The following is a 26,002-nucleotide window of genomic DNA, read 5'->3' as shown; positions in this document are numbered from 1 at the left end:
CCGGAGCCCCTCGCCCGGGTGGGGCGGTCGCGCTGCGGGCCTCACGAACAGTCTGTGGTTCTTCGGCGGCCCTCAAGGCGCTTAACGGGCGCCGCATCGGCGCCCTGTCTTCAGGGGCTCCTGTTCTCTCTGGTCCGGATCGGCTGCAATGACCTTGGGAGTCCCTGGATGTCCCTGGAGCAGGCGGTCGGGCCGGTCAACCGGTTGGGCGTGAACCACCCCAAGCCCCGTAGCCTCAAGCGGCTTTGGTCGCCCAAGCCGTGGCTGACCCGGGGCGGCGACGCCGTCTGCTACTTGCAGTGGCTCACGAGCGTGAGCCGGTGACCGTCGATGTGCCCGGCACCCACCACAACGGACATCGACCCCGACGGGGTGTCCTTCGGCCGGTACGGCGTGGCAGTGCTCCGGCCATGACCACGATCAGCGGGCCCGACCACTGCACGCCGGAGCCATCCCGCCCGCCTGCTGGGAGGGCGGATCCCTGAGGGGCAACGGCCTCACGGCGCCCTCGTGTGCGCAGAGCTGGAAGCCGGGAGGGGCGTCGTCGCAGCCCCGCTGATTCAGCAGTCACTCCGCGAAAGGGAGGAAACTCCATGAGAAAGTGTTGGGTTCTACCCTTGATCACGCTTGTCGCCGCCACGCTCGGGGGGACAGCGGCAGGTGTGGCCCCTGTCCTCGTCGCCTCCGACACGCCTTTGCGGGTGATGCCGTTGGGCGACTCGATAACGTGGGGTGTGGGTAGCAGTACGGGCAACGGCTACCGGGGCCCGTTGTGGAACAAGCTTGCTGCGGACGGCCATCCGCTGGACTTCGTGGGCTCGGTGCAGAACGGTTCGATGTCCGACCCCGGCAACGAAGGCCACTCCGGATATCGCATTGACCAGATTGCCGCACTCGCCGACGCCTCGCTGACCCGCTACCGGCCCGACGTCGTGACGCTGCACATCGGTACCAACGACCTCCGAGGGGCCTCGGAGGTCGACACCGCCATCACCCGGCTGAGGTTGCTGGTCAACCAGATCACCGCCGACGTCCCCGACGCAACCGTNTGAGGTTGCTGGTCAACCAGATCACCGCCGACGTCCCCGACGCAACCGTCGTGAGGGAGCTACGGCTTCCGGCCCGCGTGCCGGAGGTCACTCACGCTGCCGCGCATTCCCGGAGTGCTGAAGCACTCCGGGAATGCGCACACCCTGTGAGGCGCTGGCCGTCCTCAAGGACGACAGCACACTCGCCGCCCCCTCTGCGGTGATGCCGGACAGCTGCCATTTCTTTGTACGGATTTCCCGGGGTGCCCGCCTGGGCTCAGCTGACGCGGTTCGCCAGTTTGGTGGCGCTGTTGAGGAGGTACTCCAACGGGCCGCGGCGGAAGAAGCGGGACCAGATCCCCGCGAACAGGGTGGCCCCGACCACGAAGCAGAGCAGCAGCTCGAAGGAGGCGGACTGCGGTGGGGTGACCCCGTCGCCGGGCAGGGCGAGGATCACCAGGATGTGGCTCACATAGAGGGTCAGGGACATGGTGCCGACGGCGATGACCGGCGCTGCCAGCCTGCGCAGCACCGGCAGCCGGTCCACGGCCACCGTCAGGCAAAGGATCACGGTGATCGCGACTCCCAGGCAGCCGACGAGGTCGAACGTGGAACCGCTGTGCGGCTCCGCCGCCAGCAGCCCCCAGGCGTCGGGGCCCCACAGTCCATTGCCGACCGGCAGGTCGAAGGACCCCTCTGCCATGCCGGGATCCTTCATGGCGGTGCGGTCCTTCAGGACGTCGAAGTCCTTCATGTCAGGCATCCCGGCCATGATCTCCCTGGCACCGCCGGTCAACCGGAGCGCCAGCCACGAGACGCCGTATCCGAAAGCGATCAGCGCGGGACCGACCACGGCCAGCCGCCGCCGCACCGCACCGGAGGACAGATCCAGTCGGCCCAGGGCCATGCCGGTGACCACGAACGTCATCCAGGTGATCGCCGGGTAGAAGCCGGTGAGCAGGAAGTCGAGCACACCCACGCCGGAGAGGCGCGCGATCGGGTCGTAGGAGTCGATCGTGTTCACGGTCGACTCGCTGAGCAGCGCCCGCAGGGCGTAGGCCACCTGCGGCATGACGAGCGCGAGCGCGACCGCGATGGTCGCGAGAGTCCTGGCGCGCAACCTCAGCAGGGGCAGGGTCAGCAGGAAGTACACCGCGTAGAAGTTGATGATGACGCCGCCGCCGAAGTCGGTCATCGCCAACGCGGTGCCCACCACCAGCAGGATCACGGCTCGGATCACGATCCGGGCCTTGGCCTGCCGGCCGGCCAGTCCGGTCTTCGGCTCCAGACGGCCGGCGATCAGCACTAACGAGAACCCGGCGAGGGTGGCGAACAGCGCCGAGGCCCGGCCGCTCGCCAGCCAGACGGCCCAGGTGCCCATGCTGTCGCCGGAGGTGGGGAAGGGATTGAAGGGGCCGACGTGCACGGCGAACATTCCGAACACGGCCACCGCACGGGCGAGGTCCACCCCGACCAGCCGCGCCGTCGACGAAGGGCGTTCCGTCGCCGTGACAGGCTCGGGTACGTGCAAGGGCTGGGCAGGCGCCTTGTTGGCGCTTTCGATCTCAGTCACCGGGACAATCTTGCCGAGACGTGGGCGGTCGACCATCCGCCAGGCTTCAGGAGGTGTCCCGCCAGTCGGCCCACCGACCCCCTCCGGTCGGCGGGGGGTCTTGGCCTACATGAACGACTGTGGTCGTCGAGCTAGCCACCGGGATGCCGCGGGCCAGCAGGCTCACGACCACAAGATCATGTATCGCCTGGGGTATCGAGCGCCGCCACCACCCGGTGGACCGCCGACGGCGGCGGGCGCTCGACTGCTGGATCACCACCGGCGACACCCTGGGCAGCACAAGGAGCGCGGACTGCCGCTGTCCGGCATCATCTGCGACTTCTTCCGCTGGCCGGAGCCGGGCGACCGGCGTTTCGAGGAGAGCGAGTGGCCCGACCCCGCGGCTATGGTCGAGCAGTTGGCCGATCTTGAGGTGAAGGTCGCCGTCTCGATGTGGCAGACCGTCGAACCCGGCAGCGACACCTATCACGAGCTTCGCGCGTCCGGACACCTCGTCCGGGACGCGGAGGGCGGTCTGCTCACCTTCGCGTGGCCAACCCGGGAGGCCGACGAGGCGCCAACGCTCCCGATGGCGTACTGCAACGCCCCCCAGGGGGCACGCGCCGCGCTGTGGCGGCGGCTGAACGCCAACTACCGTTCGCTGAGCGTGGAGTGCTTCTGACTTGACTACCCTGTGCTGCACACCCACACGTGGCCGGCCGCCTGCGCGTGGCTGGCGAGGACCGACTACTGTCGCTGGTCCGCTCCGCGTGGGCGGGCAGCCAGAGGTACGGGGCCCTGCTGCGGTCCGGTGACATCCCCACCACCTTCGGCTCCCTCGCACGCCCGCGCAGTCCCCGCTGATATGGATTCCTGTGTTCATCCGGGAAGGGGGACGACGTCGCAGCCTGGCTCAGCTGACATCCGTCGAGTACGGGCGCTCTGAGTTTCACCGCGAGTTACGACCTGGGCGGAAATCACCAGCCTCGACACGCGTGGGCAACCGCCGCTGCTCTTTCGACCAGATGAGGCGGCGAGAGGCATTTGGCCGCCAACTCCGTGGTTCACCAACCTGGGTGTATCCGTCGTGGCCTCAGCCGCATCGGCGGCAGTCGCGTCTTGGCCCGCGCACAATCCTGCCCCGGGGACCATGTCCCGGCCCCTGGCCCAGGCATGGCCGGCCACTGCCCAGGCCGCGCCGCGGACGGCAGGTCGGCGTCAGGCGGAGCTGAGATCAGTCGGCCAGGTCCACTGCCGAGGCCCGCAAGGGCTGTCCCCTTGCGGGCCGAGCGGGCCGTGCAGGCCGGGGTGGGGCAGGAAGCCGAGCCACCCCGACCGGACATCAGCGGATGTACTTGGCGGGTTTGGTGGCGGCGTTGAGCAGATACTCCAGAGGGCCGCGGCGGAAGAAGCGGGACCAGATCGTGGCGAACACGATCGCTGTCAAGATGTACGTGAGCACGGGTACCCAGGACGTCGTGGTGCCAGCGCCGGAAGCGGGCCACGCGGACTGTGCGAGGAAGTGGCCTACGTAGGCGGTCAGGGACATGGTGCCCACGGCGATGACCGGCTTCGCCAGGCGGCGCAGTAGCGGCAGGCGGTCCATCGCCGCCGTCGCGGCCACGATCACGAGGATCGCGATGCCCGCGCAGCCGATGGTGTCGAAGGTGGTGCCGGTGTGGGACACGGCGCCCAGCAGGTCCGAGGCCGACAGCTCGGGCCCGCCGGGTGCGCTGCCCATGGAGCCGGAGACCGCGGAGCCGCTGCCCATGGAGCCCGGACCGGAGCCGCTGGAGGGTCCCCCACCTCCGCCGACGTTCCATACCGCGCTCGCGCCGGTCAGCAGTGTGGCCAGGCCGTAGGCGGCTGTGGCGAGGCCGGCACCGAGGACGGCCAGGCGCCGCCGGACGACGGGGGCGGACAGGTCGAGGCGGGCCAGAGCCATGCCGGTGGTCACGAACGCCATCCACGTGATGGTCGGGTAGAGGCCCGTCAGCAGCAGATCGAGTACTCCCACGGTGCTGAGGCGTTCCAGCGGGTCGTAGGCGTTGATGGTCTGCTGGACGGAGTCGCTCAGCCACATCTTCAAAACGAACGCCAGCTGCGGCATGACCAGCGCGATCCCGGCCGCGATGAGCGCCAGTGTCCTGGCGCTCAGTCGTACCAGGAGCAGTGCAAGGAGGAAGTAGACGCCGTAGTAGGCGAGGATGATGATGTCCCCGTACTCCATCGCCAGCACGGTGCCCAGGGCCAGCAGGATCACGGCGCGGATCGCGATGCGGGCCTTCGCCTGCCGGCCCGTCAGGCCGGTCTTCGGCTCACGGCGGCCGGCGATCAGCATCAGCGAGAACCCGGCGAGGGTGGCGAACAGGGCCGAGGAGCGTCCCTCGGCCAGGAAGTACACCCAGCTGCCGACGCTGCCCTGGGGGGAGTCCATCGGGGCGATGTGCACGATGTACATGCCGAACACCGCCAGCGCACGGGCCAGATCCAGCCCGACCAGGCGTCCCATCGAGGGGCGGCCCGAGACTTGCCCAGCGGACTCGGACGAGGCCTTCGGCGGTGGAGTCGCGTTCCTCTGCGGAGCCGACAGCTCCTGCGGCGGCTTTACCTGTGTCATACGACGAATCCTTCGGTGCCGCCAGGAGGTGGAACATCCGACAGGTTTCGGCAACGCCCCCGCCGACCGGCTGGGACTGCCCCGCCGACCGGCGGAACCGCGCCGCGCCGACAGGCCGGCGGGCCCGGCCGGCACACTTCCCGCACCGAATCAGTTCACCGAAGTAGTGGCTAGGGGTGGGCACTAGCGGGCCGCCTGAAACGTACGCCGTTACGCCTGGGGTGAGATGCCGATCGCCGCGTGCAGGTGCTGGCGCAGGGAGGTGCTCCTGGGGAAGCCGAACCCGGTCGGCGATCTGGTCCACCGACAGGTCGCTCGGCTCCAGCAGGTCCCGGGCTCGGGCTACACGCTGCTGCGACGACCGCGGTGGCCGTGCCCAGGAGTTCAGGGCCTCTGCACGGCGAGCCGGAGGTCATCGGCCGGTTGGGCTTTAAGGGGTCCTTTCAGAATGCTGGATTCTTCCGGGCGAGGGTCATGCAGTGGGCGATCTGGAGGAAGGCGTCGTGCATGTCGTCGCGTGCTTCCCAGCGGATCCGCAGTCGGCGGGGGCCGTGGAGCCAGGCGATGGCGGACTCGGCAACCCATCGGATTTACCCCAGGCCCGAGCCGTGCGGCTCGCCGCGCCGGGCGATCTTCGGTGTGATGCCGCGTTCGCGCAGCCGGCGGCAGTAGATGTCGTGGTCGTAGCCGCGGTCGGCGTATGACGTGCGGGGCTTGCGCCGGGGCCTGCCTCGTTTGCCACGTACCGGCGGCAGGCCGTCGACCAGGGGCAGGAGCTGGGTGATGTCGTTGCGGTGACCGCCGGTCAGGGACACGCGCAACGGGGTGCCGCAGGCGTCGGTCAGCACGTGGTGTTTCGAGCCCGGCCGTGCGCGGTCAACCGGGCTCGGGCCGACTTTTGGGCTGCCTCGCCCCCGCTTGGCCTGCACGTGCGAGGCATCGATCGTGGCGCGGGAGAAGTCGAGGCGGTCCGCTGCCCGAAGCCGGTCCAGCAGCACCCGCTGGAGTTCCTCCCACACTCCGGCCCGCTGCCACTCGGCCAGACGCCGCCAGCAGGTGGGACCCGAACCGAACCCCAACTCCTGCGGCAGGAACTCCCACTGGATGCCGGTGTAGAGGACGAACAGCACGCGCTGGAGCGTCTTGCGGTCATCGATCCGCTTGCACCCCGGGTGCCGGAACCGCTCCTGCTTCGGCAGCAGCGGCTCGATCACCGCCCACAACTCGTCACTGACCTCCCACCGTGCCACAAGAGGATCATTCTGCAAGGACCCCTAAGGGGTACTTCCTGGCCGTGGCCCGTGTGGTGGCGGATACCCGGGCGCTGGGAATCCGCGTTACAGCGTGCGGATCACAGCGCCGGCTCGATGGTGAATCACGCGCTGTTCGTCGCCACGGCCAACCCGCTCGAACACCGGCTGCTGTTCGAGCGCTTCCGCAGCGAGCGGCGTAGTGGATCAGCACCGGTCTGCCTGAGGGCACTCCTCCGACGTGGTTGACAGCCGAGACCCGCTCGGTCGACAATCGACCAACAAGATGGTCGACAATCGACCAGGGCGCGGAACTACTCCACTAACGCACTAGGAGGACCAGTGGGATTCGACGTCAAGCCCAAGTTCGTGACGTTCGACATGAACGGAACGCTGATCAAGTTCAGCATCAACGACACGATGCGTGAGGTCCTGGGCGACCGGCTGCCGGCCGAGGTCGCCGACGAGTACCTGCGGATCTGCAAGGCGTACCGGATCGACGAGTGCACGGGCGCGTACCAGCCGTTCCACCAGGTCGTCGCACGTTCCATGGAACGCGCCTCGCGCTACGTCGGCCTCGAGTACCGCGAGGACGAGGCGCGGGCGGTGTACGAGCGCATCCCCACCTGGGGCCCGTACCCCGGTGTCACCGAGGCACTGAACCGCCTGGCCGAAGAGGTCCCGCTGGTCATCATCACGAACAGCGACACCGCGCACGCCGTGCGCCTCGCGGAGAACCTGAAGGCCCCGTTCGAGGTCGTCATCAGCGCCGAGGAGATGGGCGTCTACAAGCCGCGACTCCGCGCCTTCGAGTACACGTTCGACAAGCTCGGCGTGACACCCGACGAGATCGTGCACGTCTCCGCGAGCCCCATGTATGACCATCGCCCCGCGGCGATCATGGGCATCAACAAGGTGTACATGGACCGCGGCTGGGAGCACGACGAGCACTGGCTCGGCTACGAGCGGATCACCGACATCGCCGACCTCCCCGTCCTCTTCGGCCTCCCGCGCCCCTGACGCCTGAGCCTGAGCGGAGAACTGAGGAAATGATCCACAGCAAGACGGTGGCGGCATGACTCAGCCCCTGCCTCAAACCGTCAAGGGTGACTCGGCTTCAGAAAGGCTCCAGGCCCTAGGACTGAAGCTACCCGTCCTCGCCGGCACCACGTACCTCGTGCCCCACCGGACGGTGGGCTCCACCATCCACCTCTCCGGCCAACTCCCCTTCAAGGACAGCGAGCTGCTGGGTCAGGGCGTTGTCGGCCGGGACGTGGAGCTGGAGACCGCGCAGGAGCTCGCACGCCATGCCGCGCTCAACGCGCTCGCTGCCGCTGCGCAGGCGGTGGGCGATCTCGACCGGGTCCGGATCGTGCAGATGCTGGTCTTCGTGGCCAGCACGCCGGACTTCGGTCAGCAGTCGAACGTCGCCAACGCGGCCAGCGAACTGCTCATCGAGGTACTGGGGGAGAACGGACGCCACGCCCGCACCGCGATCGGTGTCGCCGGGCTGCCTCTCAACACCCCTGTCGAGATCCAGGTCGTCTGCACCGCTGTGTAGCGCGAGCCACTCATGAGCAGTGCGGCGGTGGCCCGGCTTCAACAGGCACTCGACGCCCTCGGCCAGCACGATCGACACCCCGGTGCAGATCCTGCCGGCCGACGCGAGGGGCAGATCCCGCTCCGGCGCCTCGCCCCTCCCGAGGAGATCGCCGACGCCGTCCTCTTCCTCGCGTCGCCGGGATCCTCGTACATCCCCGGGGCAACGCACCCCGTCGACACCGGCCACATCGCCTTCCAGCAGCGGCCCACGCGGTTCCCAGAGACAAAGGACACACCATGAACGCTCTTGCGGCACCACCCCGAAACGGAGAGCTCGGCTTCTGGGTGGCCCAACTGGCCGACAAGAGGCCCTCGTTCCCCCGCTTCACCGGCCAGGACTGTGTGGACGTGGCGATTGTCGGCGGCGGCTATACCGGCCTGTGGGCGGCGTACTTCGCCAAGAAGCTCGAACCGTCGCTCTCGGTCGCGGTCTTCGAGGCCGAACAGGTCGGCTACGGCGCATCGGGGCGCAACGGTGGCTGGCTCTCGGCGATGCCTCCGGGAAACCGTGCCACCTTCGCCCGCGCCGGGGGAGGGCTGGAGGCGAGCCGGGCGCTGCAGCAGGAGTTCGTCGCCGGCGTCGACGCGGTCCTGGACATCCTCCGGGCCGAGGGCATCGACGCCGATCAGCACAAGGGTGGCGCGCTCGTCGCCGCTCACACGGAGGCGGGGCTGGGCCGGCTGGTGGCCAGGCGTGATGCCGACCTGAAGTACGGGCTGACCGACGACGAAGTCCACATGCTCGACCGGGACGAGTTCCGGAGCCGGATCAACATCTCCACCGTCCACGGCGGGCTCTTCTACAAGCACTGCGCAAGGATCCACCCCGCGAAGCTCGTCTACGGCCTCGCCGACACCCTGACCTCCATGGGGGTCAGCATCTACGAGGGCAGCCGAGTGGACAGTGTCGGGGGCAAGACCCTCACCCTGGCCAACGGACGCGTCACCGCGGCCAAGACGTTCATCTGCACCGAAGGCTATTCGGGACAGCTGCTCGGCCGCCGGAGCCTGATCCCGGTCAACTCCTCGATGATCGTGACCAAGCCCCTGCCGAAGGAGGCATGGCAGCAGATCGGCTGGGACGGGCCCCAGTGCCTCAGCGACTCCGCGCACACGTTCATCTACGCCCAGCGGACGTCGGACGGCCGTATCGCCATGGGGGGCCGCGGTGTCCCCTACCGCTTCGGGTCCGGTACGGGAGGAGCCGGTGCGACCGCCCAGTCCACCATCGACCTGATCTCGCACAAGCTCGGATCCTTCTTCCCGGGGATCCCCTTCGAGGTGGACCACGCCTGGTCGGGAGTCCTGGGCGTCACGCGAGACTGGAACGGCGGCGTGCACTGGGACCCGGCATCCGGAATCGGATCGTCCACCGGCTACGCGGGACACGGCGTCACGGCAGCCTACGTCGGCGGCAGGACCCTCGCGGAGCTCGCCTTCGAGCAGGAAACCGAACGGACCACTCTCCCCTGGGTCGGCTACCGGGCACGGAAGTGGGAACCGGAACCCATCCGCTGGCTGGGCGTTCACGCCATGTACCGGCTCTTCGGTATCGCCGACCACTGGGAAGAGCGCAGGGGCTCCAGCAAGACCTCACTCCTGGCCAGATTCGGCAGCCGCCTCGCCGGACTCCACGAGTAAAGAAAAGAGAAACTGCCATGGACGCAGAACTCGCAGTCATCGGCTTGGGCAGCATCGGAAGCATGGCCCTGTGGCAGGCCTCCCGGCTGACCGACTCGGTAGTGGGCTTCGAGGCCGCCACCCCCGCCCACGGCCGCAGTGCCGTGGGCGGGGACACCCGCCTGTTCCGCATGATCTACCTCGGCAGGCCCGACTACTACCCCATCATCGAACGCTCCCGCGGCCTGTGGGCCGAGCTCGAAGCGGAAACCGGGCAGGACATCCTCACCACTACCGGGGGCCTGTCCATCGGGACGGCAAACGGCAGCTACATCAACAGCCTCCTCGAGGCCACGCGCGTCACCGGAGCCGAGTACCGCGTCCTCAGCCGGGAGGAGATGGCGGAACGCTACCCGCAGCACAACCTCCGCCCCGACGACTGCGCCGTCTACGACCCCCGCGCCGGCGTGCTGCGCACCGACCGCGCGGTCAGCGCCGCCGTAGCGGCGGCCCAGGCGAACGGCGCCACCGTTCTTCAGAACACACCCGTGGACAGCATCACCGAAACCGACCAGGGCGTGGTCGTCACCTCGGGCGACAGAACCTGGACGTTCGAGAAGGTCATCGTCGCCTCCGGCGGCTGGTCCCGAAGGCTCATGCCCGACCACCTCAAGGCCGTCACCGAAACCCATCGGATCGTCCTGACCTGGTTCATCGCCGAAGACGGCACACAGTTCTCGCCGGAGAACTTCCCCGCCTTCAGCCGGTGGTACGAGGATCGCTCCATGTACGGCGCACCCGCCGTCGACGGCGTGACAGTCAAGGCATCGGTGGACGGACCGCTGGCCGGGCGCGCAAGGGCAACCCCCGACCCGGACTCCGTACCCAGGGAACTCACCCGGGAAGAAATCGAAAAGGCCACCGAGATCGTCACCGAATTCTTCCCCGGCCTGATCCCAACCATCGCGCGCGCCGACGCCTTCCCTGACCTCTTCACCCAGGACAGGCATCCTCTCATCGGCTGGCTGGATCAGAACAGCAGCATCTACTGCGCCACCGGATTCTCCGGAAAGGGCTTCAAAATGGCCACCGGCTACGGCCACATCGCCGCACACGAGGCGCTCGGCAAGCAGACCATCGAAGGCCTGGACTTCGTGCGTCCGGACCGGTTCAAGACCAGGTAACCGCCCACTCCCGCCGCCTCGGCGCAATGGCCTCGGTATCGCCATCCGGCTGACGGTCGTTGCAGGACTCAACTCTTGATGTCCCGCAACAGTGCCGAGAACCAGCCGTATGCCGAACGCGCCCTCTGGGCCGTCCTCGCCCCGGCCGCTGTCCTGGGGCCCTGCTCGGGGCGCTCGCGGTCACGGCGGCCGGTGGAGTACGCATCCCGCGCTGAGGCGGCGGGCGTCGGCCCATCCCGGAGCGCACACGGACCATCCCAGCGGGACGGCGCAGACGGTGTCGGAACGACCGCGCACGCCCGTACTCACACAACCCAGGAACAGACGGACACCACCATGCCCGATCTCATCTCCCGCGCCCTGACCCGCCGAACCGTCCGGACGACCAAGCCTTCACGCGAGCGGACCTGAAAGCATCTGTCACCGCTGCTGCGGCTGCTGATCCTTACCCAACTCACCTCTGGTATCGGCTTCTTCGCCGTTCTGCCGTTCCTCGCCGAGCACCTCGGCACCGCGCTCGGCATGGCGGGACGGATGGTCGGCTTCGTCCTGGGTCTACGCACCTTCAGCCAGCAGGGCCTCTTCGTAGTCGGCGGCGCACTCGTCGACCGCTACGGCGTACGCCCGATCGTGCTGGCCGGCTGCGTGCTGCGCGTCGCCGGATTCGCCTGGCTGGGGTACGCGGAGCAGACCTGGACGGTGATCGGCGCGGTGCTCCTCATCGGCTTCGCCGCCGCGCTGTTCTCACCGGCGGTGGAGTCCGAAGTGGCCCGGCAGGCGGTGATCAGGGAGGAGGAGGGCCACGGTTACCTGGTCAGTCACGAACGCGGATACGCGGCCCTGCGGCAGATCAGCGGACAGGCCGTCGGCGGCCTTGTCCTCACCCCTCACGCCGCCGCAGGCGACCTATGGCTTCCCGACGGCAGCAGGACCCCTCTGAGCGAAACCGTCATCCCCGCCGGGAACCTCATTCGGCTACGACCGACTCCTGCCCCAACAGCTGTCTCTGCCCCCGTGTGGGACCGGCAGGCACGGCTTCTGGGCGACCGCGGGCAAGAAACACTGGCCCGGCTACGCGTCGCCATCGTCGGCCTCGGCGGTGTCGGCAGCATTGTCGTCGAAGAACTCGCCCGGCTCGGCGTCGGGGAACTCGTCCTCATAGACAACGAAACCGTTGACGCGACCAACCTCCCGCGGCTGCTGGGAGCCGAGCGGAGCGATATCGACAAGCCGAAGACGGATCTCGCCGCCCGAAACGCAACCCGAGCGAATCCACAGATCCGCCTGACCACGGTCCCGCGACGAGTCGAGAACCCCGAGGCACTACGTGAGCTGGTGATATGCGACTGGATCTTCCTGGCCGCCGACAGCCATTCGGCCCGGCACTGGGTCAACGCCGTCGTCCACGAGTTCCTCATCCCCGCCACTCAAGTCGGCGTGAAGATCCCCGTCTCCCCGGACGGTGGCGTCGGGCAGATTCACACCGCCACACGTTTGTTCACTCCCGGGGTCGGCTGCATGCGGTGCAACGGCCTCATCGACCCGACCGAACTCGCCATCGAAATACACCCCGAGGCCGAACGCGAGCAAGCCCGGTATGTCCCCGGTGTACCCGCACCCAGCGTGATGCCCTTGAACACACTCGCCGTCGGCGAAGCCGTGACCCACTTCCTTCTCGCATCCGCAGGCTTGCACGAGAGCGACGACGATCTCGGATCCATCATCCACCGCCCTCGAACCCGCGAACGGCATCTCCAAGATCCCCGCCAGAACGCCCGCTGCCGCTGGTGTACGTCCACGGGCAACCTCGGACGCGGCGCCAGCGGAGAACTCGCGGCCCGGAAGGCGGCACCCACTCACCCTTGAAGCGAGGCCACCTCGCGGCGGGGTCCGAGTCCACGGCGATTTCCAGTCCTCGTGGCAAAGTGCTCACTGGCATTTCACAATTTGGCCGCCATGGACATCCCGTTGGTTCTCGGTGACAACCATCCTCGGTATGTGACAACTAGCGTCGGTGGTCACAAACAGCTAACGCCGTACCCGGGGCATCCCCAGGCCGATCCACGAGATGATCTCGCGCTGGATCTCGTTGTTCCCGCCGCCGAAGGTGAAGATCACGGCCGAGCGGTAGCCGCGTTCCAGTTCGCCGTGGAGGACCGTGCCCGCCGAGCCCTCCTTGAGAACGCCCGCCGCAGCGACGATCTCCATGAGCCAGGCGTACGCGTCCCGGCGCGCCTCGGAGCCGTACACCTTCACGGCGGAGGCGTCCTGCGGGGTGAGGGTGCCCTCCTGGACGGCGTTCACCATCTGCCAGTTGAGGAGCTTCATCGCGTCGAGCCGGGTGTGGGTCTGGGCGAGGCGGCGGCGTACCCAGGGCAGGTCGACGACGCGGCGGCCGTCGGCGAGCTTGGTCTCCATGGCCCAGCGCTGCACGTCGTGCAGGGCGCGGATGGCCATGGTCCCGTGCGCGGCGAGGGTGACGCGCTCGTGGTTGAGCTGGTTGGTGATCAGCCGCCAGCCCTTGTTCTCCTCCCCCACCCGGCGCGAGGCGGGGACGCGGATGTTCTCGTAGTAGCTCGCGGTGGTGTCGTGCGAGGCGAGCGTGTTGATCAGGGTGCAGGAGTAGCCGGGGTGGGAGGTCGGCACGAGCAGCATGGTGATGCCCTTGTGCGGTGGGGCATCGGGGTCGGTGCGGACGGCGAGCCAGACCCAGTCGGCGGTGTCCCCGTTGGTCGTCCAGATCTTCTGCCCGTTGACCGTGTAGTGGCCGGTGGCCTCGTCGCCTTCCCGCACGGCCCGCGTCTTGAGCGATGCCAGGTCCGTGCCCGCGTCGGGCTCGCTGTAGCCGATCGCGAAGTCGATCTCGCCGGAGAGGATCTTCGGCAGGAAGTACGCCTTCTGCTCGTCCGTGCCGAACTGCATGATCGTCGGGCCGACCGTGTTCAGCGCCATCAGCGGCAGGGGTACGCCCGCCTGGGCGGCCTCGTCGAAGAAGATGAACTGTTCCATCGGGCTCAGCCCGCGCCCGCCGTACTCCTTCGGCCAGCCCACCCCCAGCCAGCCGTCGGTGCCGAGCCGGCGGATGGTCTCGCGGTAGAACCGCTTCTGGGCCACAGGGTCGCCGTATCGGGTGTGGACGTTGTCCGGCACCAACTCGGCGAAGTAGGCGCGCAGTTCGGTGCGCAGTAGCTGCTGCTCCGGCGTGTATTCGAGATGCACGGCGCCTCCTGGCTCCCACGGGGCTCCACTGGCCTGCTGCTCCGGCCACCCGGACCTGACGGCGGACACCGTAGAACGTGTTCCAGAAATTGGGAACACACAACAGCGGGCGCGCGCAGAAAGGGCCCCCGGTTGTCCGGGGGCCCTTTCTGCGCTCAACCTCTCAGTGTGCGACAGGAGTTGCCTGTGCGGCGGCCCCGTTCTGCTGAGCGGCAGCCGTACGCGGTGCCAGCACTCGCTCCGCCAGGAGCCCGAAGACCAGGCCGTAAGCGGTCCACAGGGTCACCTGGATGGCTAGTGCCGCCAGCCGGTACTGCCACAGCAGGGTGCCGGAGAAGCCCTTCGGAACGTCGTTGAACGACGGCAGGAACGCGTACGCCAAACCGACGAGCAGGACGAAGAAGGCGCCGGCCGCCACGGTGGCGTTCCAGTTGCCCAGGCGCGGCGCGAGGCGCTTGCCCAGGATCACCGTGCCGACGGCCAGCAGAACGCCGAGCACGACCATCAGGAAGTACAGCGTGGTCCGCTGGTCGAGGGTGTCGGGGTTGCCGACGGCCGGCGGGTTGGGCGGGTACTTCAGGAAGGGCACGACGTACACCGCGAGCAGGCCCGCGGTCGCCAGCAGCAGGGCGCTCGCGCGCGGACCGAAGCGGCCGATCCTGCCGAGGGCGAAGCAGTAGGCGAGCGCGGCTATCCCGCCGAAGGCGACCCCGTAGACGAGGACACCGGTGGACAGGCCCGCGGTGGACTGCATCGTGCGGCTGACGAGTTCGGTGCCGCCGTGCTCGTGGGAGTGGGCCTCCTCGTATGCGATCGCCGCGTCGACGCGCGGTTCACCCAGGAAGTACGCGACGACCAGGGCGAGCAGACCCGCGGCGAGACCCGCGAGCATGCCACGCACCAGGAGGTTTCTGACGGTGACGGAGTTCATGGGAACGCTCGTTTGCATCCTTTTCGCCGTCAGTGGCAGGGGAAGCCGAGCAGGTGGCGGGCGTCGTGCACCCACTCGTGCACACCTTCACCGGAGACCACGGAGGTGGCGCCCTGCTCGGCGCCGACGAAGTAGAGCAGGACCAGCATCAGGATGCCGAAGAAGACCGCCCAGGGGGCGATCGCGCCGATCGGCAGCTTGGCCGGCACGGCGGCCGGTGCGGCGGGGGTGGTTGCGCTCGGCTGAGCGACGGAGTGGGCCATGGCAGGACCTCCTGGGGGAACTCGCGTCCCGACTCGGTGGTGCACAGGACGACGGCCACGGGTCTGACTTGCCCGACCTGCACCGCTCCTGGGTGGAGGCGATCGGTACGGCTTACAGTGGCGCGACCGTGCCGGATTCTCACCGGCTTCCGTCGAACCGTCGTCAATATCGACGAGAACGTACCGCGAACCGGGGACGCGGCCAAGGGCGCACGGAGTCCGGGACGTGCGCCGGTGTCCTGGTCACGGCGTCAATTCCGGGTGCTGGCAAGGGTTTTGAGCTCCGTTGAGCACGAGAGGGGGGCCGATGACGAGCCGAGTGATGTTGATCTCACCAGCGATCAGTGCGGCGCTGCGGGAAGCACGTTTCGACAACGGATGCCCGGTCGACGCCGCCGGGCTGCGGCAGGCGAAGGCGGCCGCGGGTTCGCTGCCCGCCCCGGATCGGGCCCTGTTCTCCCCCGGCGTGCGCTGCCGCGACACCGCCGCCGCCCTCGGCCTCGACGCCGCGGCAGAGCCCGAGGTGGCGGGGCTGGACGTGGGCCGCTGGCGTGGCGCGACCCTGGCCGAAGTGAGCGCCGACGAACCGGAGGCGGTCGCGCGGTGGCTGACGGACCCGTCGTGTGCCCCGCACGGCGGCGAGTCGCTGCACGGGCTGTGCGACCGGGTCGAGAAGTGGCTGGAGTCGGCCGGCCAGTTCTCGGGGCGGATCGTCGCCGTCGTCGAGCCGGAGATCGTACGGGCCGTGGTGGTACGGACGCTGGGGGCTCCGGAGTCGGCGTTCTGGCGCATCGACGTGCCGCCGCTGACCGGCACGGAGCTCAGTGGGCGGGCCGGGCGCTGGAATATCCGGGTGGGACAGGCGCTTGGGGGCTGACGACGCGATAACCCGCCCCCCTCATACCCATCACCTCAACCTGTCGCTCCCGTTACTCCCGCAACTCCCATCACCCTCTTCGCCTCGTCACACCCTCAGACCAGGACGGCGAGAAACTCCGTGCAGGCGCGTGCGCAGTCGCGGCAGGCCTTCGCGCCGTCCTCGGCGCCGGGGTTCCGGTCGAAGACGTGCGCGGTCTCGAGGCAGACGGCTCGGCACCACTCGACCTGGGCACGTGTTCCGGTCTCCTCCTGCCAGGTCTGATCGGCCAGGACGCGGCACGTCGCGTCGCAGACCTCCGCGCACAGGATGCCCTTGCGCCGCAGTTGCTGCTGGTTCTCCGGACCGTCGAGATCGGCGAGGCTCGCGCGCAGGGCACACATGCGCGCACACTCGGTACAGGCCTGCGCGCAGGCGAACCGGTCCTCGAGGAAACGGACGAGTTCCTGCTGATCTGTTGCTGACACGCTGTCCGGGTAGCCGGACAGCGGCGCGCCAAACCCGCCAGAGGCTCCGACGCGGTCACCCGTCTGTTCAGTGGACGGCGGTACAGGAGTCGGTGCGGGTGTCGGCGTCCGTGTCGGTCGCTGCCAGCACGCCACCCGGTTGCGGGTGGGATCGAGTACGGCGAAAGCAGCGTCCGACGTGTCGTGGTGGAACCAGTCCGTGAACGCCATGAAGCGCAGCCACCGGTGTCGGCGGCGCGCCGCGTCGTCTCCGGCAACGGGATGTCGTCGGGCAGCCCCATCAGTGCGTACAGGCTGTTCCAGGCGTGCAGCCGGGCGTGCGCGCCACCCTGCCCCTGGCCGTTCACTCCGCCGTTGTGTGCTGCCGCGAACAGTTCGTTGATCACGTCGTCGGGCGTGGAGTGGCAGGTGAGGGCACCACCCCGGCGCGTGCCCTCGCCTTCCAGGCACTCCAGGGGCAGTTCCTTGAGGGCACGTCTCCCCAGGTCACCGATCGCGGAGTCCCTCGGGGTGGATCTGACGCATGATCAAGCCGCAAGCGTGGTGGAACGGAACGACTGTCCGAGTGTGAAGCCCCGCCCGGGAGCCCTTGCCGCACCCGCGGCGGGAAGACCGCGACGAAGTACCACACCGCCCGCTTCCTCCTCGTCCCCACACCGCGGGAGGAGCTGGAGGTGCCGGTGCCGGTGCCGGACGACCGCGGCCTGGGTCGGCCGTGGAAGCCGAGCCCGGCCACACCGGCCGCCGCGGCGACCAAGCCGATCCGTTTCGGTTACGCCCGCTGCTCGACCGCCGATCAGGAACTCCGGAGCCGGCTCGGCGCCCTCGCCCGCGCCGACTGCAAACGGATCTTCTCCCCAGAAGATCAGCCCCCGAGAAAAGAATCGGCCGGAGCTGAAGAAGGCACTCAAGCGCGCGTACGACCTTAAGGAGGTTCTCGTCCTTCACCTCACATAGGGCGCGCCCGCTTGCATTGATGCGCTTATCGCATGGACAGATCTCGGTTTGATGCTGGACACCGATCCGCCAGTGCTCCGAAACTCTCGCATAACACCTCGGCCTGCCCCCGCACAGCCCCCGCCCACCGCCGCCGAGGGCCGTCCCCGAGAAAGCGAGCGCCGCCATGCCGGCAGCCCTGGGCTTCGCTACGATCGCCGTCCTACTGCTGCTCACCATGGTCAAACGCGCCTCGGTGCTGGTCGCTCTGATCCTGCTTCCGGTGCTGGCGGCGCTCACTGGTGGCATCGCGGGCGATCTGGGCGAGCTGATTCTCGGTGGGCTGTCCAATGTGGCCGCCACAGGCATCATGATCGCCTTCGCGGTCGTGTACTTCAGCCTGATGGTGGACGACATGATCCCCTGGCGTGGCCCGAAAGTACGCACCACGGCGGCGCTGAAGCTGGACAGTTCCGAGGTCTTCAACCTCGTGCTGCCCGCGATGGGCTTCGGCGTCGCCTGGGCGCTGGTGGCCTCTTACCTGCGCGGCCGCCGGGCGCGCAACCGTCTCGGCGCGCTGTCCCCGCGGGGTCCTGCCACGGACGTACGCAAGGGCGAGGTCGAGTGGAACGACCGTGAACCGGCCGCTTCGACGGCTGCCGCGACAGCCGAGTCGAGCCGGCAGGTCACTCCCACGAGGGCCGACGGGCAGAAGCGTCAGGCCCTCCGATCCCCCCGGGGACGGGCCCGGCCCTGTCCGGGTCCCGCCGCTGCCGCGGACCTGGCTGAACATCTGCAATCTCCTGCTCGCCATGGCCCCCGACTCCTTCGGGTCGCACCTGCCCCTCGCGGCGGCCGTCACCGGCATGCCGCTGAGCCGGGTCTTCACCCCGTACGCCTGAGAGCGGTGTGTCGCTCGGCGAACACCAACGCCTCATCTTCCGCTGGGCCATCGCCACCACACTCGTCATGACCGTCGGCGCCCTGGTGACCGGCGCCTTCTCCCTGTGGCTGGTGTCCCGGGGTCCCGCCGACTGCGAACTGCCGGCAGCCACCGCACATGCCGCTCAAGTCTCGAACGTGCCGCCCGCTCCGGGAGGCCGAGCCGGGCGACCGGATCCACACACAAAGGCACCTGGTGCGGGTGCCCCACCGACCGAGAAGAGGACCCATGAGACGGATCACCAGACGTACGGTGCTCGCCGTCACCGCAGGTGCCGTCGCGGCGCCGGCCGTGAGCACAGCAACCCCCGCGGCCGCCGACACCACGACAGCCACATCTGAAGGACGACAAGCGGCCTTTGGACTCAATCCGGTCCTGCGAACGGACCTCGTCACCCGGGTGACGCCGAGGAACAACTGGCTGGTGACAGCCGTCGCCATCCAGTACTCGCATCGCATCGACTTACGCGGCAGGGTGATCCCGCCCTCGGCCTTCCAGGTAAAGGCCACCGTGGGCGGGCAAACAGCGGCTCGCACGGTGACCCGGGTCTACTCCAACACCACCGCCGAAGTGGACGACCGATCTCACCCCGGACGGCCAGGGGACCGCCTGATCATCGAACTCGACCCGAACGACTCCAACGCGCGGGCCGCCGGCACCGATCCCCTTCCGCTCGACCGCGCGTACTCCGTCAGACAGGTGGAGGACGTGCGCACCCCGGGAGGTGAACTGGTACTCAAGGCTGGTCCGTTCGCGAGCCGGAACGACGACGTCATCACTCCCGTGGTCGACGACTTCGCCGCCGGTTCCTTCACCGACTCCGCAGGTTTCGAACTGGACTTCCGGCTGTACCAGCCCGAGGGATTCGTACGGAACCCGCTGACTCGCACGCGGTACCCGCTCGTCGTCACCCTGCACGGCGGTGGTGAAGTCGCGGACAACAACATGACCCAGCTCACCTCCAACCGGATCGCGGTCACGTTCGCCAAACCGCAGCGACAGCGCCGCAACCCCGCGTTCGTCCTCTCTCCGCAGATCCCCCTGCCCCGTCCCATGGACGGACCCGACGGCACGGACTGGACCGACGCCAAGGTCCAGGCCGCGCTGGCCGAACTCATCGACACCTTCGTGAGCGAGCACTCCCGAAACGTGGACACAGCCCGGCTCTATCTCGTCGGCCTGTCCTCGGGTGGGCGCGGTATCTTCAGTCTGCTGGCGAAGCGACCCGACGTGTTCGCGGCAGCCCTGCCCACGGCCGGCTGGGGCGACACGGCCGCCATGGACAGGATCACGCACATCCCGATCTGGGCCGACCACTCCGTCGACGACCCGGTCGTCCCCTACCGGGAGGGCCGGTTCGGCAATCCCGGCACCTGGACACTGATGAACGCGCTGGAGACCGCCGGTGCACGGGTCACCCGTGGGGACTGGGCCAACGATCTGCCGAAGACACAGTTCGAGGCCCGTTCCCGGGCGCTCCTGCGGCAGGCCCGGGCCACGCGCAGTCACGTCCTGTTCACGAGCTACACGCCCGGAACGACACCGGTGAACCCACACCTCGCATGGGCCCAGACGTACGAGAACGACGTGGTCATCGACTGGCTCTTCGAACAGTCCCGGTAGCCGGCCGCACGCGGCGGTCACCCGGTCCGTTCTTTTTCCTCCCGCACTGTGCGAGCTCACCTTCTGGCGAACTCCGGCAACGCTTACAGTGCGGGCGCACCTCGCTGTCCGGTTACCGCGCTCTCACCGCTTTCCGGAGGTAAATCAATGCGTCCATCCAGTTGTTCAACCGACACGACCGCGCCGTTACGGACCCGCTCCCGTGCCATGACGGCACTGATCGCGCTGGCAACCACCATCGGCTTGGCGCTGACTCTGCTGACAGCCGCCGCCCCGCCGGCGGCCGCCGCCGACTTGCTGTCCCAGGGCAAGCCCGCGACCTCCTCGTCCACCGAGAACGCATCCGCCCCCGCGTCGGCGGCGGTGGACGGCAACACCGGGACGCGCTGGTCGAGCACGTTCAGTGATCCGCAGTGGCTCAGAGTGGATCTTGGCGCCACCGCCACCATCAGCCAAGTGGTGTTGCGCTGGGAGGCCGCGTACGCCCGCGCGTTCCAGATCCAGACCTCCGACAACGGCACCGCCTGGACCACCATCTACTCGACCACGACCGGCACCGGCGGCGTGCAGACCCTCGACGTGAACGGCAGCGGCCGGTACGTCCGCGTCTACGGCACCCAGCGCGGCACCGCCTACGGCTACTCGCTGTGGGAGTTCCAGGTGTACGGCTCCGGTGGCGGCACCCCGCCGGGCACCGGGATCCCGGACCCGACGACCGCTTCCCTCGAGGCCACCAACGGGCCACTCACCACCGCCACCTACACCGTTCCCAACCCAAGCGGGTACGGCTCGGGCACGGTCACGTACCCGACCGCCAGTGGCTCGTACCCGGGCGTCGTACTGATGCCGGGCTATCAGGGCACACAGCAGAACCTGCAGTGGCTCGCACCCCGCCTCGCCACCTGGGGCTTCGTCGTCATCAACGTCGGAACCAACACACTCACCGACGATCCCGAATCGCGCGGCCGCCAGATCACCGCCGCCGGCACCCAGCTACTCGCGCTCGGCAACGCCACCGGCAACCCGATATCGGGGAAGGTCAACGGCACGCTGGGCGCGGCCGGTCACTCGATGGGCGGCGGTGGTGTCATGGCGGCCCTCCGGGACGACTCGCGCTTCCGGGCGGGCGTGCCCACGGCCCCGTACTACGTGAACGCGAACTTCTCCGGAGTCACCGAGCCCACCTTCTTCCTGACCTGTCAGAGCGACCCTGTCGCAGGCGGCAACAGCTACGCGGTGCCCTGGTACAACTCCATGTCCCAGGCCGAGAAGCTGTACATCGAGGTTCCAGGCGACCATCTGTGTCCGATGACGGGCTACGGCAACAAGGCCAAGCAGGGCAAGTGGATCGTGTCGTTCTTCAGCCTCTGGCTGCGTGCCGATACCCGCTTCAGTCAGTTCCTGTGCGGTCCCGCCCGCGAAGCCGACAAGAACAACACCTCCCTGGTCACGCGCTGGATGGACACCTGCCAGTTCTGACCGGCTCGCTCGGAGCGCTCCGCGGCCCGTCGACGCAGCGCTCCGAGCCTGCTTCCCACGTCGGCGCCCCATCCGGTGCCCCGGCTCCTGCACTTCCCACCAGCAGAACCAAGGGGCGTCGGGCACGGACTGCGCAGGCGAGGGGCATCGTGAGCGGCCACCTCTCATGGGTGTATCCCGACCTCGTACCTGCCGCGCCCCGGTACGGCGCCGTGTCACCCATCACGGGTCCTGCCTCCAGCATCCCGCCGCGGCACACCCCGCTCAACCGGCCGCACCAGGCACTCCGGCGGGCAGGCCACGGAGATCAGGCCAGGCTAGACGGGAGTGGACGACGACGGCACGAAGGGTGCCCCATGTCCCGGCACGATCAGGGCCGGGCCTAGAGCCAGGACTTTCTCTCTGGATGCCCGCAGTTGCTCGCGGTCGAGCACGAAGGGGTCGTCGGCCGGTCCCTGGGCGGACCACCACAGATGAGTCAGGACCACCAGGCCCTCGACGGCCGTGACCAGAGTACTGACGTCCTCCGCGGTGTGGCCGGGCGTCGTCATGAGCGTGATCGACGGGGAAAGCCGGTATCCGTCGGCGTTCCGGTTCTCCCGGATGTCCTCGTGACAGACGGCCATGTGGTCGTGGAAGCGGGCTTCGGGAAACAGGACCGCGTTCAGCGAGCGGTCCGGGTGGTAGTGGCTGAAGATCACGTCGGTGACGTCTTCAGGGGCGAGTCCGCTGTGCGCGAGCGGATCCAGGATGAGCCGGCGATCCGCGACCATGCCGGGATCGACGATCGCCACGGTCTCGTCGTCGATGACCAGGGTGACGGTACCTGCCACCCGCGCGTCGGCGTAGCCGGTGGTCAGGACACGGAACGAGGCGGTCATGACGGACTCCTCGGGTGATGGGTGTGTGTGGCCGTGCAAGCCGGTCACCGGGCAAGAAGCCCGGAAGCCGGTGAGCAGGGCACGGAGACCGGCGTCGAACGCGAGCTCGGCCCGGCGGGGGTCGGTGGGGGTGTGGTCGAGTACGGCGCTGAGGTGGGGGCGGTTTTCGGCGAGCGGGGCGTGGCGAGCAGGGGCAGCTTCGACCGGCTCGGTGAACTCGCCATCCCGGCATCCCTCGCCGGTCAATCACCGCCTACCGGCGCAGGGCCCGATTGCGCCAATAGCTGTACTGCTGGAGCGGATCCCCGGCCAGCCCCCAGGGCCAGCGTGTGACTGTCCCACCCGTCATCCGGAATACCTTCGCGGAGTCCGAGAGCCGGTAGGCCTGCACCAGGCCGTAGGCCAGAGCGTTCAGATCCGCAAGGGCTGCCGCATGCCTCAGAAAACCAGGTCTTGTCCAGAGCGTGAACGATCGCTCCAGTGTCGCTGCGGCGGAAGACTGCGACCACCAGTGGCGAGTGAGCTTCGCATTGACGCCACCGCCCGAAAGCGTTCGCTGGTGGCACCCGATGACGCCCGCCAACTCCACCCCCGTCGCCGGTGAGTCGGCGGGCATCCGTATCCGCCGGCCGTCGAGGAAGTCGAGCATTTGCGCGGAGGATCCGCACTCGTCCGGCGAGAGGTAGCCGAGCATGTGCAGATGAGCTTCGCGGTTCCAGGCGTCGCGGGACGTCACCTCATTCCATACCGCGAACATGTCATGTGAGTGACTGCGCAGCATCCGAAGAATCCCGAGCAGCCCGACCCAGGGAATCGGATCGTCTTGCCTCAGTCGCGCCGCGCGCAAACAGAGATCGATGGACGAGCGGGCTTCCACCGCTGTTGGGTCCATACAGGCGCGTGAAAGGTCCACCCACAACCGGAAGGACAAGGCAACGGGGTCCTTCGGCTGTCGATGCGACCAGGAATGCGAGAAGCGGGAATGTACCGCACTTTCGGCGAGTACCGATATCCGGTGTGTGCACCGGTCCCAGTCACCTTCCGCGTCCCGTAGTACGCGCGAGACTTGTGCTGCCCGGAAGTCCACGTCCGGCGCGCCGGGAACCGGCGAAGTTTCCAGTTGCTTGCGAATCTTGCCCAGCGGCTCGTCGTCGAGTTCCGGACGCAGGCGCGGTCTGGTTAGTCCTCGGGTTCCGAAGAGTGACATGAAAAGCCCAGGGGTTGCGGAAACGACAAGAACGTCCAGGAGTGATGGTCACTCCGCGACTGCCCGCTCAGCTCTGTGCGGCGGACGCCTGCGCCCTGTCCGCCGCGAGCAGCGTCGCGAACCGCGCCAACCGGGTGCCCTGGAAACGGGCGCAATCCAGCGTGACCTCGTCCGGGGCCGTCGAGGGGAATCCTGCGGGCCACGATGTGCCGTAGGGGTTTCCACCGGCGGCGTAGACGATGTCGTCCGTGTAGCCGAGAGGGACGATGACCGCGCCCCAGTGGTAGAAGACGTTGTTCAGCGACAGGATCGTCGACTCCTGGCCGCCGTGCTGCTCGGCCGAGGAGACGAATGTCGTCACCGGCTTGTCCGACAGCTTCCCCGCCTGCCAGAGACTTCCGGCGGTGTCGATGAACTGCTTCAGCTGCGCCGCCGGAGCGCCGTAACGCGTCGGTGTGCCGAAGGCGTAACCGTCGGCCCACTCCAGGTCGGCGAGTTCGACCACCTCGACGGTCGATTCCGTCTCCTGCCGATGCGCGGCCCAGTCCGGATTCGCGGCTATCGCCTCGGCGGGAGCGAGTTCGGCGACCCTGCGGAGCCGTACCTCGGCGCCCGCGGATTCAGCTCCTTCGGCCACTGCCTTCGCCAGCCGATGCACGGACCCCGTCGCGCTGTAGTAGACGACCAACACGTGTGCTGACACGGAAAACCCCTTCCCGAGGGATGATGCTCGATCACGAAGTAGGCGCCTGGCGCCCGTTCACTTACTTGTCCGGTGCGTACGAGAGGACGGCGGTGACCGTCTTCTCCTCGGTGTTCGCTTCGATACCGGCCCAGCCGAGTTCCCGCCCCTGACCGCTGAGCTTGGAACCGCCCCACGGCAGGCGGGGGTCGAGGGGCGCCCAGCCGTTGATCGCGACAGCCCCGGCCCTCACTCGGCGAGCGACCACATGCGCCCTGCTCACGTCGGACGTCCACAGGGTGGCGGCCAGCGCGTAATCGCTGTCGTTGGCCATCGCGACCGCCTCGGACTCCGAGTCGAACGCGATGATCGCACCCACGGGCCCGAAGATCTCCCGCCGGGCGATCGTCATGGTGTTGTCCACGTCGGCGAACAGTGTCGGCTCGATGAAGAACCCCTTGCCGTCGGGTCGGCCGCCCCCGGCGATCAGGCGGGCGCCGTCGTCGATTCCTGTCGCGACGTACTGGGAAACGCGCTCCAACTGCCGTGCGTTGATCAACGCGCCCATCGTGGTGCCTTCGTCGAACGGGTCGCCGACCTTGATGTCGCGGGCACGCGCCACCAGACGTTCGACGAATTCGGCGTACACGGAACGAGCGACCAGGATGCGGCTGCCCGCGGCACACACCTCGCCCTGATTGGCGAAGATTCCGACCGCCACTCCCAGCGCGGCTTCGTCCAGATCGGCGTCCCCGAAGACGATCTGGGGGCTCTTGCCGCCGAGTTCCAGGGTCGTGCGCCGAAATCCCTTCGCGGCCGCCACGGCCACCTTGTATCCCGTCTCGGGGCTTCCGGTGAACGAGATCTTGTCCACCCCCGGGTGATCGATGAGCGCCTGGCCCGTCACGGCTCCGAGCCCCGGAAGGACACTGAACGCCCCGGCCGGGAACCCGGCTTCCTCGATCAGTGACGCGAGGAGAAGAGAGGTGAGGGGCGCGTCCTCCGGAGGCTTCAGGATGACGGCGCACCCCGCAGCGAGCGCGGGCGCGATCTTCCACGATCCGATCATGGTCGGCGAGTTCCAGGGCGTGATGGCCGCGACGACTCCGACCGGCTCGCGCACGGTGTAGCTGTGGGTGGGCCGGCCCATGTACGAGGGCGTCGGGACGGAGCGGCCCTCCACCTTGTCGGCCCAGCCGGCGAAGTACCGGAAGGCCCCGATCGCCTGGGGCAGGTCGATGGCCCGCGGCTCGAAGCCGGGCTTGCCGATGTCCAGCGACTCCAGCGTCGCGAACTCCTCGCTCCGGGCCTCGATGAGATCGGCCAGACGGTGCAGCAGGAGCGCCCTGGCGCTTCCGTCCGTTCTCCCCCACTCACCTTCATCCAGAGCGGACCGAGCGTGGGATACGGCCTCGTCTACTTCCCGGGCCCCGGCGGCGGCCACGGTGGTGAGCCGTCGTTCGGTCACCGGGTCGATCACGTCGAAGGTGTCGATGCTCTGACCGCTGCCCCATCGCCCGGCGAAGTAGGGCTCCGTCGGAACCGTGCTGACCAGCTGTTCGGCTTCTGTGCGTGCTAGCATGAGTACGATTACCGTTCTCTATGGACGATATTCGAAACCATAGGGATGAGGGTGAC

Annotated in this window: 23 protein-coding genes, 5 pseudogenes and 1 riboswitch; of the genes and pseudogenes, 15 read left to right on the top strand and 13 right to left on the bottom strand. The window is 68.4% G+C overall.

Annotated features, from left to right (window positions below):
• Positions 1 to 18: 18 nt before the first annotated feature.
• On the top strand, positions 19 to 324 hold the full coding sequence (locus tag FGD71_RS50395) for a beta-galactosidase (RefSeq protein ID WP_478130250.1): 306 nt from the start codon (positions 19 to 21) through the stop codon (positions 322 to 324).
• Between the two features lie 269 nt (positions 325 to 593).
• A pseudogene (locus FGD71_RS09970) lies at positions 594 to 1,048 on the top strand (GDSL-type esterase/lipase family protein); the annotation flags it as partial.
• 257 nt (positions 1,049 to 1,305) lie between these two features.
• Here the strand turns inward: FGD71_RS09970 and FGD71_RS09965 are convergent.
• On the bottom strand, positions 1,306 to 2,601 hold the full coding sequence (locus FGD71_RS09965) for a DUF418 domain-containing protein (RefSeq protein ID WP_240436498.1): 1,296 nt from the start codon (positions 2,599 to 2,601) through the stop codon (positions 1,306 to 1,308).
• Between the two features lie 178 nt (positions 2,602 to 2,779).
• On the opposite strand from FGD71_RS09965, the gene FGD71_RS09960 reads away from it, so the two are divergent.
• On the top strand, positions 2,780 to 3,262 hold the full coding sequence (locus FGD71_RS09960; protein WP_240436497.1) for a TIM-barrel domain-containing protein: 483 nt from the start codon (positions 2,780 to 2,782) through the stop codon (positions 3,260 to 3,262).
• A 660-nt stretch (positions 3,263 to 3,922) separates the two neighbouring features.
• Here FGD71_RS09960 and FGD71_RS09955 read toward each other — a convergent pair.
• The 3 genes and pseudogenes from FGD71_RS09955 to FGD71_RS09945 form a co-directional block, all read right to left on the bottom strand.
• Entirely contained in the window at positions 3,923 to 5,200 is a 1,278-nt protein-coding gene (locus FGD71_RS09955) for a DUF418 domain-containing protein (RefSeq protein WP_181359162.1), read from the bottom strand.
• Positions 5,201 to 5,410: 210 nt separating this feature from the next.
• Positions 5,411 to 5,555 (bottom strand): annotated as a pseudogene (locus FGD71_RS48650) (AraC family transcriptional regulator); the annotation flags it as partial.
• 88 nt (positions 5,556 to 5,643) lie between these two features.
• A pseudogene (locus FGD71_RS09945) lies at positions 5,644 to 6,450 on the bottom strand (IS5 family transposase).
• Between the two features lie 342 nt (positions 6,451 to 6,792).
• Here FGD71_RS09945 and FGD71_RS09940 point away from each other — a divergent pair.
• The 7 genes and pseudogenes from FGD71_RS09940 to FGD71_RS48635 all read left to right on the top strand — a co-directional run bounded on the left by FGD71_RS09940 (position 6,793) and on the right by FGD71_RS48635 (position 12,722).
• Positions 6,793 to 7,470 carry a haloacid dehalogenase type II gene (locus tag FGD71_RS09940; RefSeq protein WP_119100021.1) on the top strand — a complete coding sequence of 226 codons (678 nt, stop codon included), beginning with the start codon at positions 6,793 to 6,795 and terminating at the stop codon, positions 7,468 to 7,470.
• Positions 7,471 to 7,525: 55 nt separating this feature from the next.
• On the top strand, positions 7,526 to 8,011 hold the full coding sequence (locus FGD71_RS09935) for a RidA family protein (RefSeq protein ID WP_119100020.1): 486 nt from the start codon (positions 7,526 to 7,528) through the stop codon (positions 8,009 to 8,011).
• A 12-nt stretch (positions 8,012 to 8,023) separates the two neighbouring features.
• On the top strand, positions 8,024 to 8,293 hold the full coding sequence (locus tag FGD71_RS50100; RefSeq protein WP_119100019.1) for an SDR family oxidoreductase: 270 nt from the start codon (positions 8,024 to 8,026) through the stop codon (positions 8,291 to 8,293).
• A complete protein-coding gene (locus FGD71_RS09925; RefSeq protein WP_240436496.1) occupies positions 8,290 to 9,693 on the top strand; it encodes an NAD(P)/FAD-dependent oxidoreductase in 1,404 nt (467 codons plus the stop codon). The genes FGD71_RS50100 and FGD71_RS09925 overlap by 4 nt, the downstream gene beginning before the upstream one ends.
• A 17-nt stretch (positions 9,694 to 9,710) precedes the next feature.
• Positions 9,711 to 10,856, top strand: coding sequence for an N-methyl-L-tryptophan oxidase (gene solA / locus FGD71_RS09920; protein ID WP_119100017.1), 1,146 nt, complete (start codon positions 9,711 to 9,713; stop codon positions 10,854 to 10,856).
• Positions 10,857 to 11,273: 417 nt separating this feature from the next.
• Positions 11,274 to 11,735: pseudogene (locus tag FGD71_RS48640) on the top strand (MFS transporter); the annotation flags it as partial.
• 135 nt (positions 11,736 to 11,870) lie between these two features.
• Complete coding sequence (locus FGD71_RS48635) at positions 11,871 to 12,722, top strand: ThiF family adenylyltransferase (RefSeq protein ID WP_240436501.1); 852 nt, start codon at positions 11,871 to 11,873, stop codon at positions 12,720 to 12,722.
• Between the two features lie 162 nt (positions 12,723 to 12,884).
• Here the strand turns inward: FGD71_RS48635 and FGD71_RS09910 are convergent, their stop codons facing one another.
• The 3 genes from FGD71_RS09910 to FGD71_RS09900 form a co-directional block, all read right to left on the bottom strand.
• On the bottom strand, positions 12,885 to 14,075 hold the full coding sequence (locus FGD71_RS09910) for an acyl-CoA dehydrogenase family protein (RefSeq protein ID WP_119100016.1): 1,191 nt from the start codon (positions 14,073 to 14,075) through the stop codon (positions 12,885 to 12,887).
• Between the two features lie 163 nt (positions 14,076 to 14,238).
• On the bottom strand, positions 14,239 to 15,006 hold the full coding sequence (locus tag FGD71_RS09905) for a CbtA family protein (RefSeq protein ID WP_119100015.1): 768 nt from the start codon (positions 15,004 to 15,006) through the stop codon (positions 14,239 to 14,241).
• 29 nt (positions 15,007 to 15,035) lie between these two features.
• On the bottom strand, positions 15,036 to 15,269 hold the full coding sequence (locus FGD71_RS09900) for a CbtB domain-containing protein (RefSeq protein ID WP_119100014.1): 234 nt from the start codon (positions 15,267 to 15,269) through the stop codon (positions 15,036 to 15,038).
• A 36-nt stretch (positions 15,270 to 15,305) separates the two neighbouring features.
• Positions 15,306 to 15,446, bottom strand: a riboswitch (cobalamin riboswitch).
• Between the two features lie 130 nt (positions 15,447 to 15,576).
• On the opposite strand from FGD71_RS09900, the gene FGD71_RS09895 reads away from it, so the two are divergent.
• Complete coding sequence (locus tag FGD71_RS09895; protein WP_119100013.1) at positions 15,577 to 16,146, top strand: histidine phosphatase family protein; 570 nt, start codon at positions 15,577 to 15,579, stop codon at positions 16,144 to 16,146.
• Between the two features lie 95 nt (positions 16,147 to 16,241).
• Here the strand turns inward: FGD71_RS09895 and FGD71_RS09890 are convergent, their stop codons facing one another.
• Both FGD71_RS09890 and FGD71_RS48630 read right to left on the bottom strand, forming a co-directional pair.
• Positions 16,242 to 16,613, bottom strand: coding sequence for a four-helix bundle copper-binding protein (locus FGD71_RS09890; RefSeq protein WP_181359161.1), 372 nt, complete (start codon positions 16,611 to 16,613; stop codon positions 16,242 to 16,244).
• 287 nt (positions 16,614 to 16,900) lie between these two features.
• A pseudogene (locus tag FGD71_RS48630) lies at positions 16,901 to 17,059 on the bottom strand (DUF6183 family protein); the annotation flags it as partial.
• 111 nt (positions 17,060 to 17,170) lie between these two features.
• Here FGD71_RS48630 and FGD71_RS50095 point away from each other — a divergent pair.
• From FGD71_RS50095 to FGD71_RS49895, 4 genes are all read left to right on the top strand, one after another.
• Positions 17,171 to 17,542 carry a zinc finger domain-containing protein gene (locus tag FGD71_RS50095; RefSeq protein ID WP_420878262.1) on the top strand — a complete coding sequence of 124 codons (372 nt, stop codon included), beginning with the start codon at positions 17,171 to 17,173 and terminating at the stop codon, positions 17,540 to 17,542.
• A 194-nt stretch (positions 17,543 to 17,736) separates the two neighbouring features.
• Positions 17,737 to 18,522 carry a hypothetical protein gene (locus FGD71_RS48625; RefSeq protein ID WP_240436495.1) on the top strand — a complete coding sequence of 262 codons (786 nt, stop codon included), beginning with the start codon at positions 17,737 to 17,739 and terminating at the stop codon, positions 18,520 to 18,522.
• Positions 18,523 to 18,720: 198 nt separating this feature from the next.
• On the top strand, positions 18,721 to 20,115 hold the full coding sequence (locus FGD71_RS09865) for a prolyl oligopeptidase family serine peptidase (protein WP_119100011.1): 1,395 nt from the start codon (positions 18,721 to 18,723) through the stop codon (positions 20,113 to 20,115).
• Between the two features lie 207 nt (positions 20,116 to 20,322).
• Entirely contained in the window at positions 20,323 to 21,594 is a 1,272-nt protein-coding gene (locus FGD71_RS49895; RefSeq protein ID WP_119100010.1) for a poly(ethylene terephthalate) hydrolase family protein, read from the top strand.
• Positions 21,595 to 21,911: 317 nt separating this feature from the next.
• On the opposite strand, the gene FGD71_RS09855 is transcribed toward FGD71_RS49895, so the two are convergent.
• The 4 genes from FGD71_RS09855 to FGD71_RS09840 form a co-directional block, all read right to left on the bottom strand.
• A complete protein-coding gene (locus FGD71_RS09855) occupies positions 21,912 to 22,721 on the bottom strand; it encodes an MBL fold metallo-hydrolase (protein ID WP_338120047.1) in 810 nt (269 codons plus the stop codon).
• Between the two features lie 7 nt (positions 22,722 to 22,728).
• Positions 22,729 to 23,682, bottom strand: a complete 954-nt coding sequence (locus tag FGD71_RS09850) for a hypothetical protein (RefSeq protein ID WP_140935853.1) — start codon at positions 23,680 to 23,682, stop codon at positions 22,729 to 22,731.
• A gap of 67 nt (positions 23,683 to 23,749) precedes the next feature.
• Positions 23,750 to 24,385 carry an NAD(P)H:quinone oxidoreductase gene (gene wrbA / locus FGD71_RS09845; protein ID WP_119100008.1) on the bottom strand — a complete coding sequence of 212 codons (636 nt, stop codon included), beginning with the start codon at positions 24,383 to 24,385 and terminating at the stop codon, positions 23,750 to 23,752.
• A 61-nt stretch (positions 24,386 to 24,446) separates the two neighbouring features.
• The gene (locus FGD71_RS09840) at positions 24,447 to 25,946 is read right to left on the bottom strand and encodes an aldehyde dehydrogenase family protein (protein WP_119100007.1); all 1,500 of its coding nucleotides are present in this window, start codon (positions 25,944 to 25,946) and stop codon (positions 24,447 to 24,449) included.
• Positions 25,947 to 26,002 lie beyond the last annotated feature (56 nt).

This window comes from Streptomyces sporangiiformans (assembly GCF_005768555.2).
In the GTDB taxonomy this organism is placed as follows: Bacteria; Actinomycetota; Actinomycetes; order Streptomycetales; family Streptomycetaceae; genus Streptomyces; species Streptomyces sporangiiformans.
Note: the sequence above shows the minus strand (reverse complement) of the source record. Positions and strands in the feature narration are given on the sequence as shown.

Coding starts and splice junctions, on each gene's coding strand:
- FGD71_RS09960 (WP_240436497.1), top strand. CDS start 2,780: ATGTATCGCCTGGGGTATCGAGCGCCGCCACCACCCGGTGGACCGCCG.
- FGD71_RS09955 (WP_181359162.1), bottom strand. CDS start 5,200: ATGACACAGGTAAAGCCGCCGCAGGAGCTGTCGGCTCCGCAGAGGAAC.
- FGD71_RS09935 (WP_119100020.1), top strand. CDS start 7,526: ATGACTCAGCCCCTGCCTCAAACCGTCAAGGGTGACTCGGCTTCAGAA.
- FGD71_RS50100 (WP_119100019.1), top strand. CDS start 8,024: ATGAGCAGTGCGGCGGTGGCCCGGCTTCAACAGGCACTCGACGCCCTC.
- FGD71_RS09925 (WP_240436496.1), top strand. CDS start 8,290: ATGAACGCTCTTGCGGCACCACCCCGAAACGGAGAGCTCGGCTTCTGG.
- solA (WP_119100017.1), top strand. CDS start 9,711: ATGGACGCAGAACTCGCAGTCATCGGCTTGGGCAGCATCGGAAGCATG.
- FGD71_RS09905 (WP_119100015.1), bottom strand. CDS start 15,006: ATGAACTCCGTCACCGTCAGAAACCTCCTGGTGCGTGGCATGCTCGCG.
- FGD71_RS09900 (WP_119100014.1), bottom strand. CDS start 15,269: ATGGCCCACTCCGTCGCTCAGCCGAGCGCAACCACCCCCGCCGCACCG.
- FGD71_RS09895 (WP_119100013.1), top strand. CDS start 15,577: ATGACGAGCCGAGTGATGTTGATCTCACCAGCGATCAGTGCGGCGCTG.
- FGD71_RS48625 (WP_240436495.1), top strand. CDS start 17,737: ATGCCGGCAGCCCTGGGCTTCGCTACGATCGCCGTCCTACTGCTGCTC.
- FGD71_RS09865 (WP_119100011.1), top strand. CDS start 18,721: ATGAGACGGATCACCAGACGTACGGTGCTCGCCGTCACCGCAGGTGCC.
- FGD71_RS49895 (WP_119100010.1), top strand. CDS start 20,323: ATGACGGCACTGATCGCGCTGGCAACCACCATCGGCTTGGCGCTGACT.
- FGD71_RS09850 (WP_140935853.1), bottom strand. CDS start 23,682: ATGTCACTCTTCGGAACCCGAGGACTAACCAGACCGCGCCTGCGTCCG.
- FGD71_RS09840 (WP_119100007.1), bottom strand. CDS start 25,946: ATGCTAGCACGCACAGAAGCCGAACAGCTGGTCAGCACGGTTCCGACG.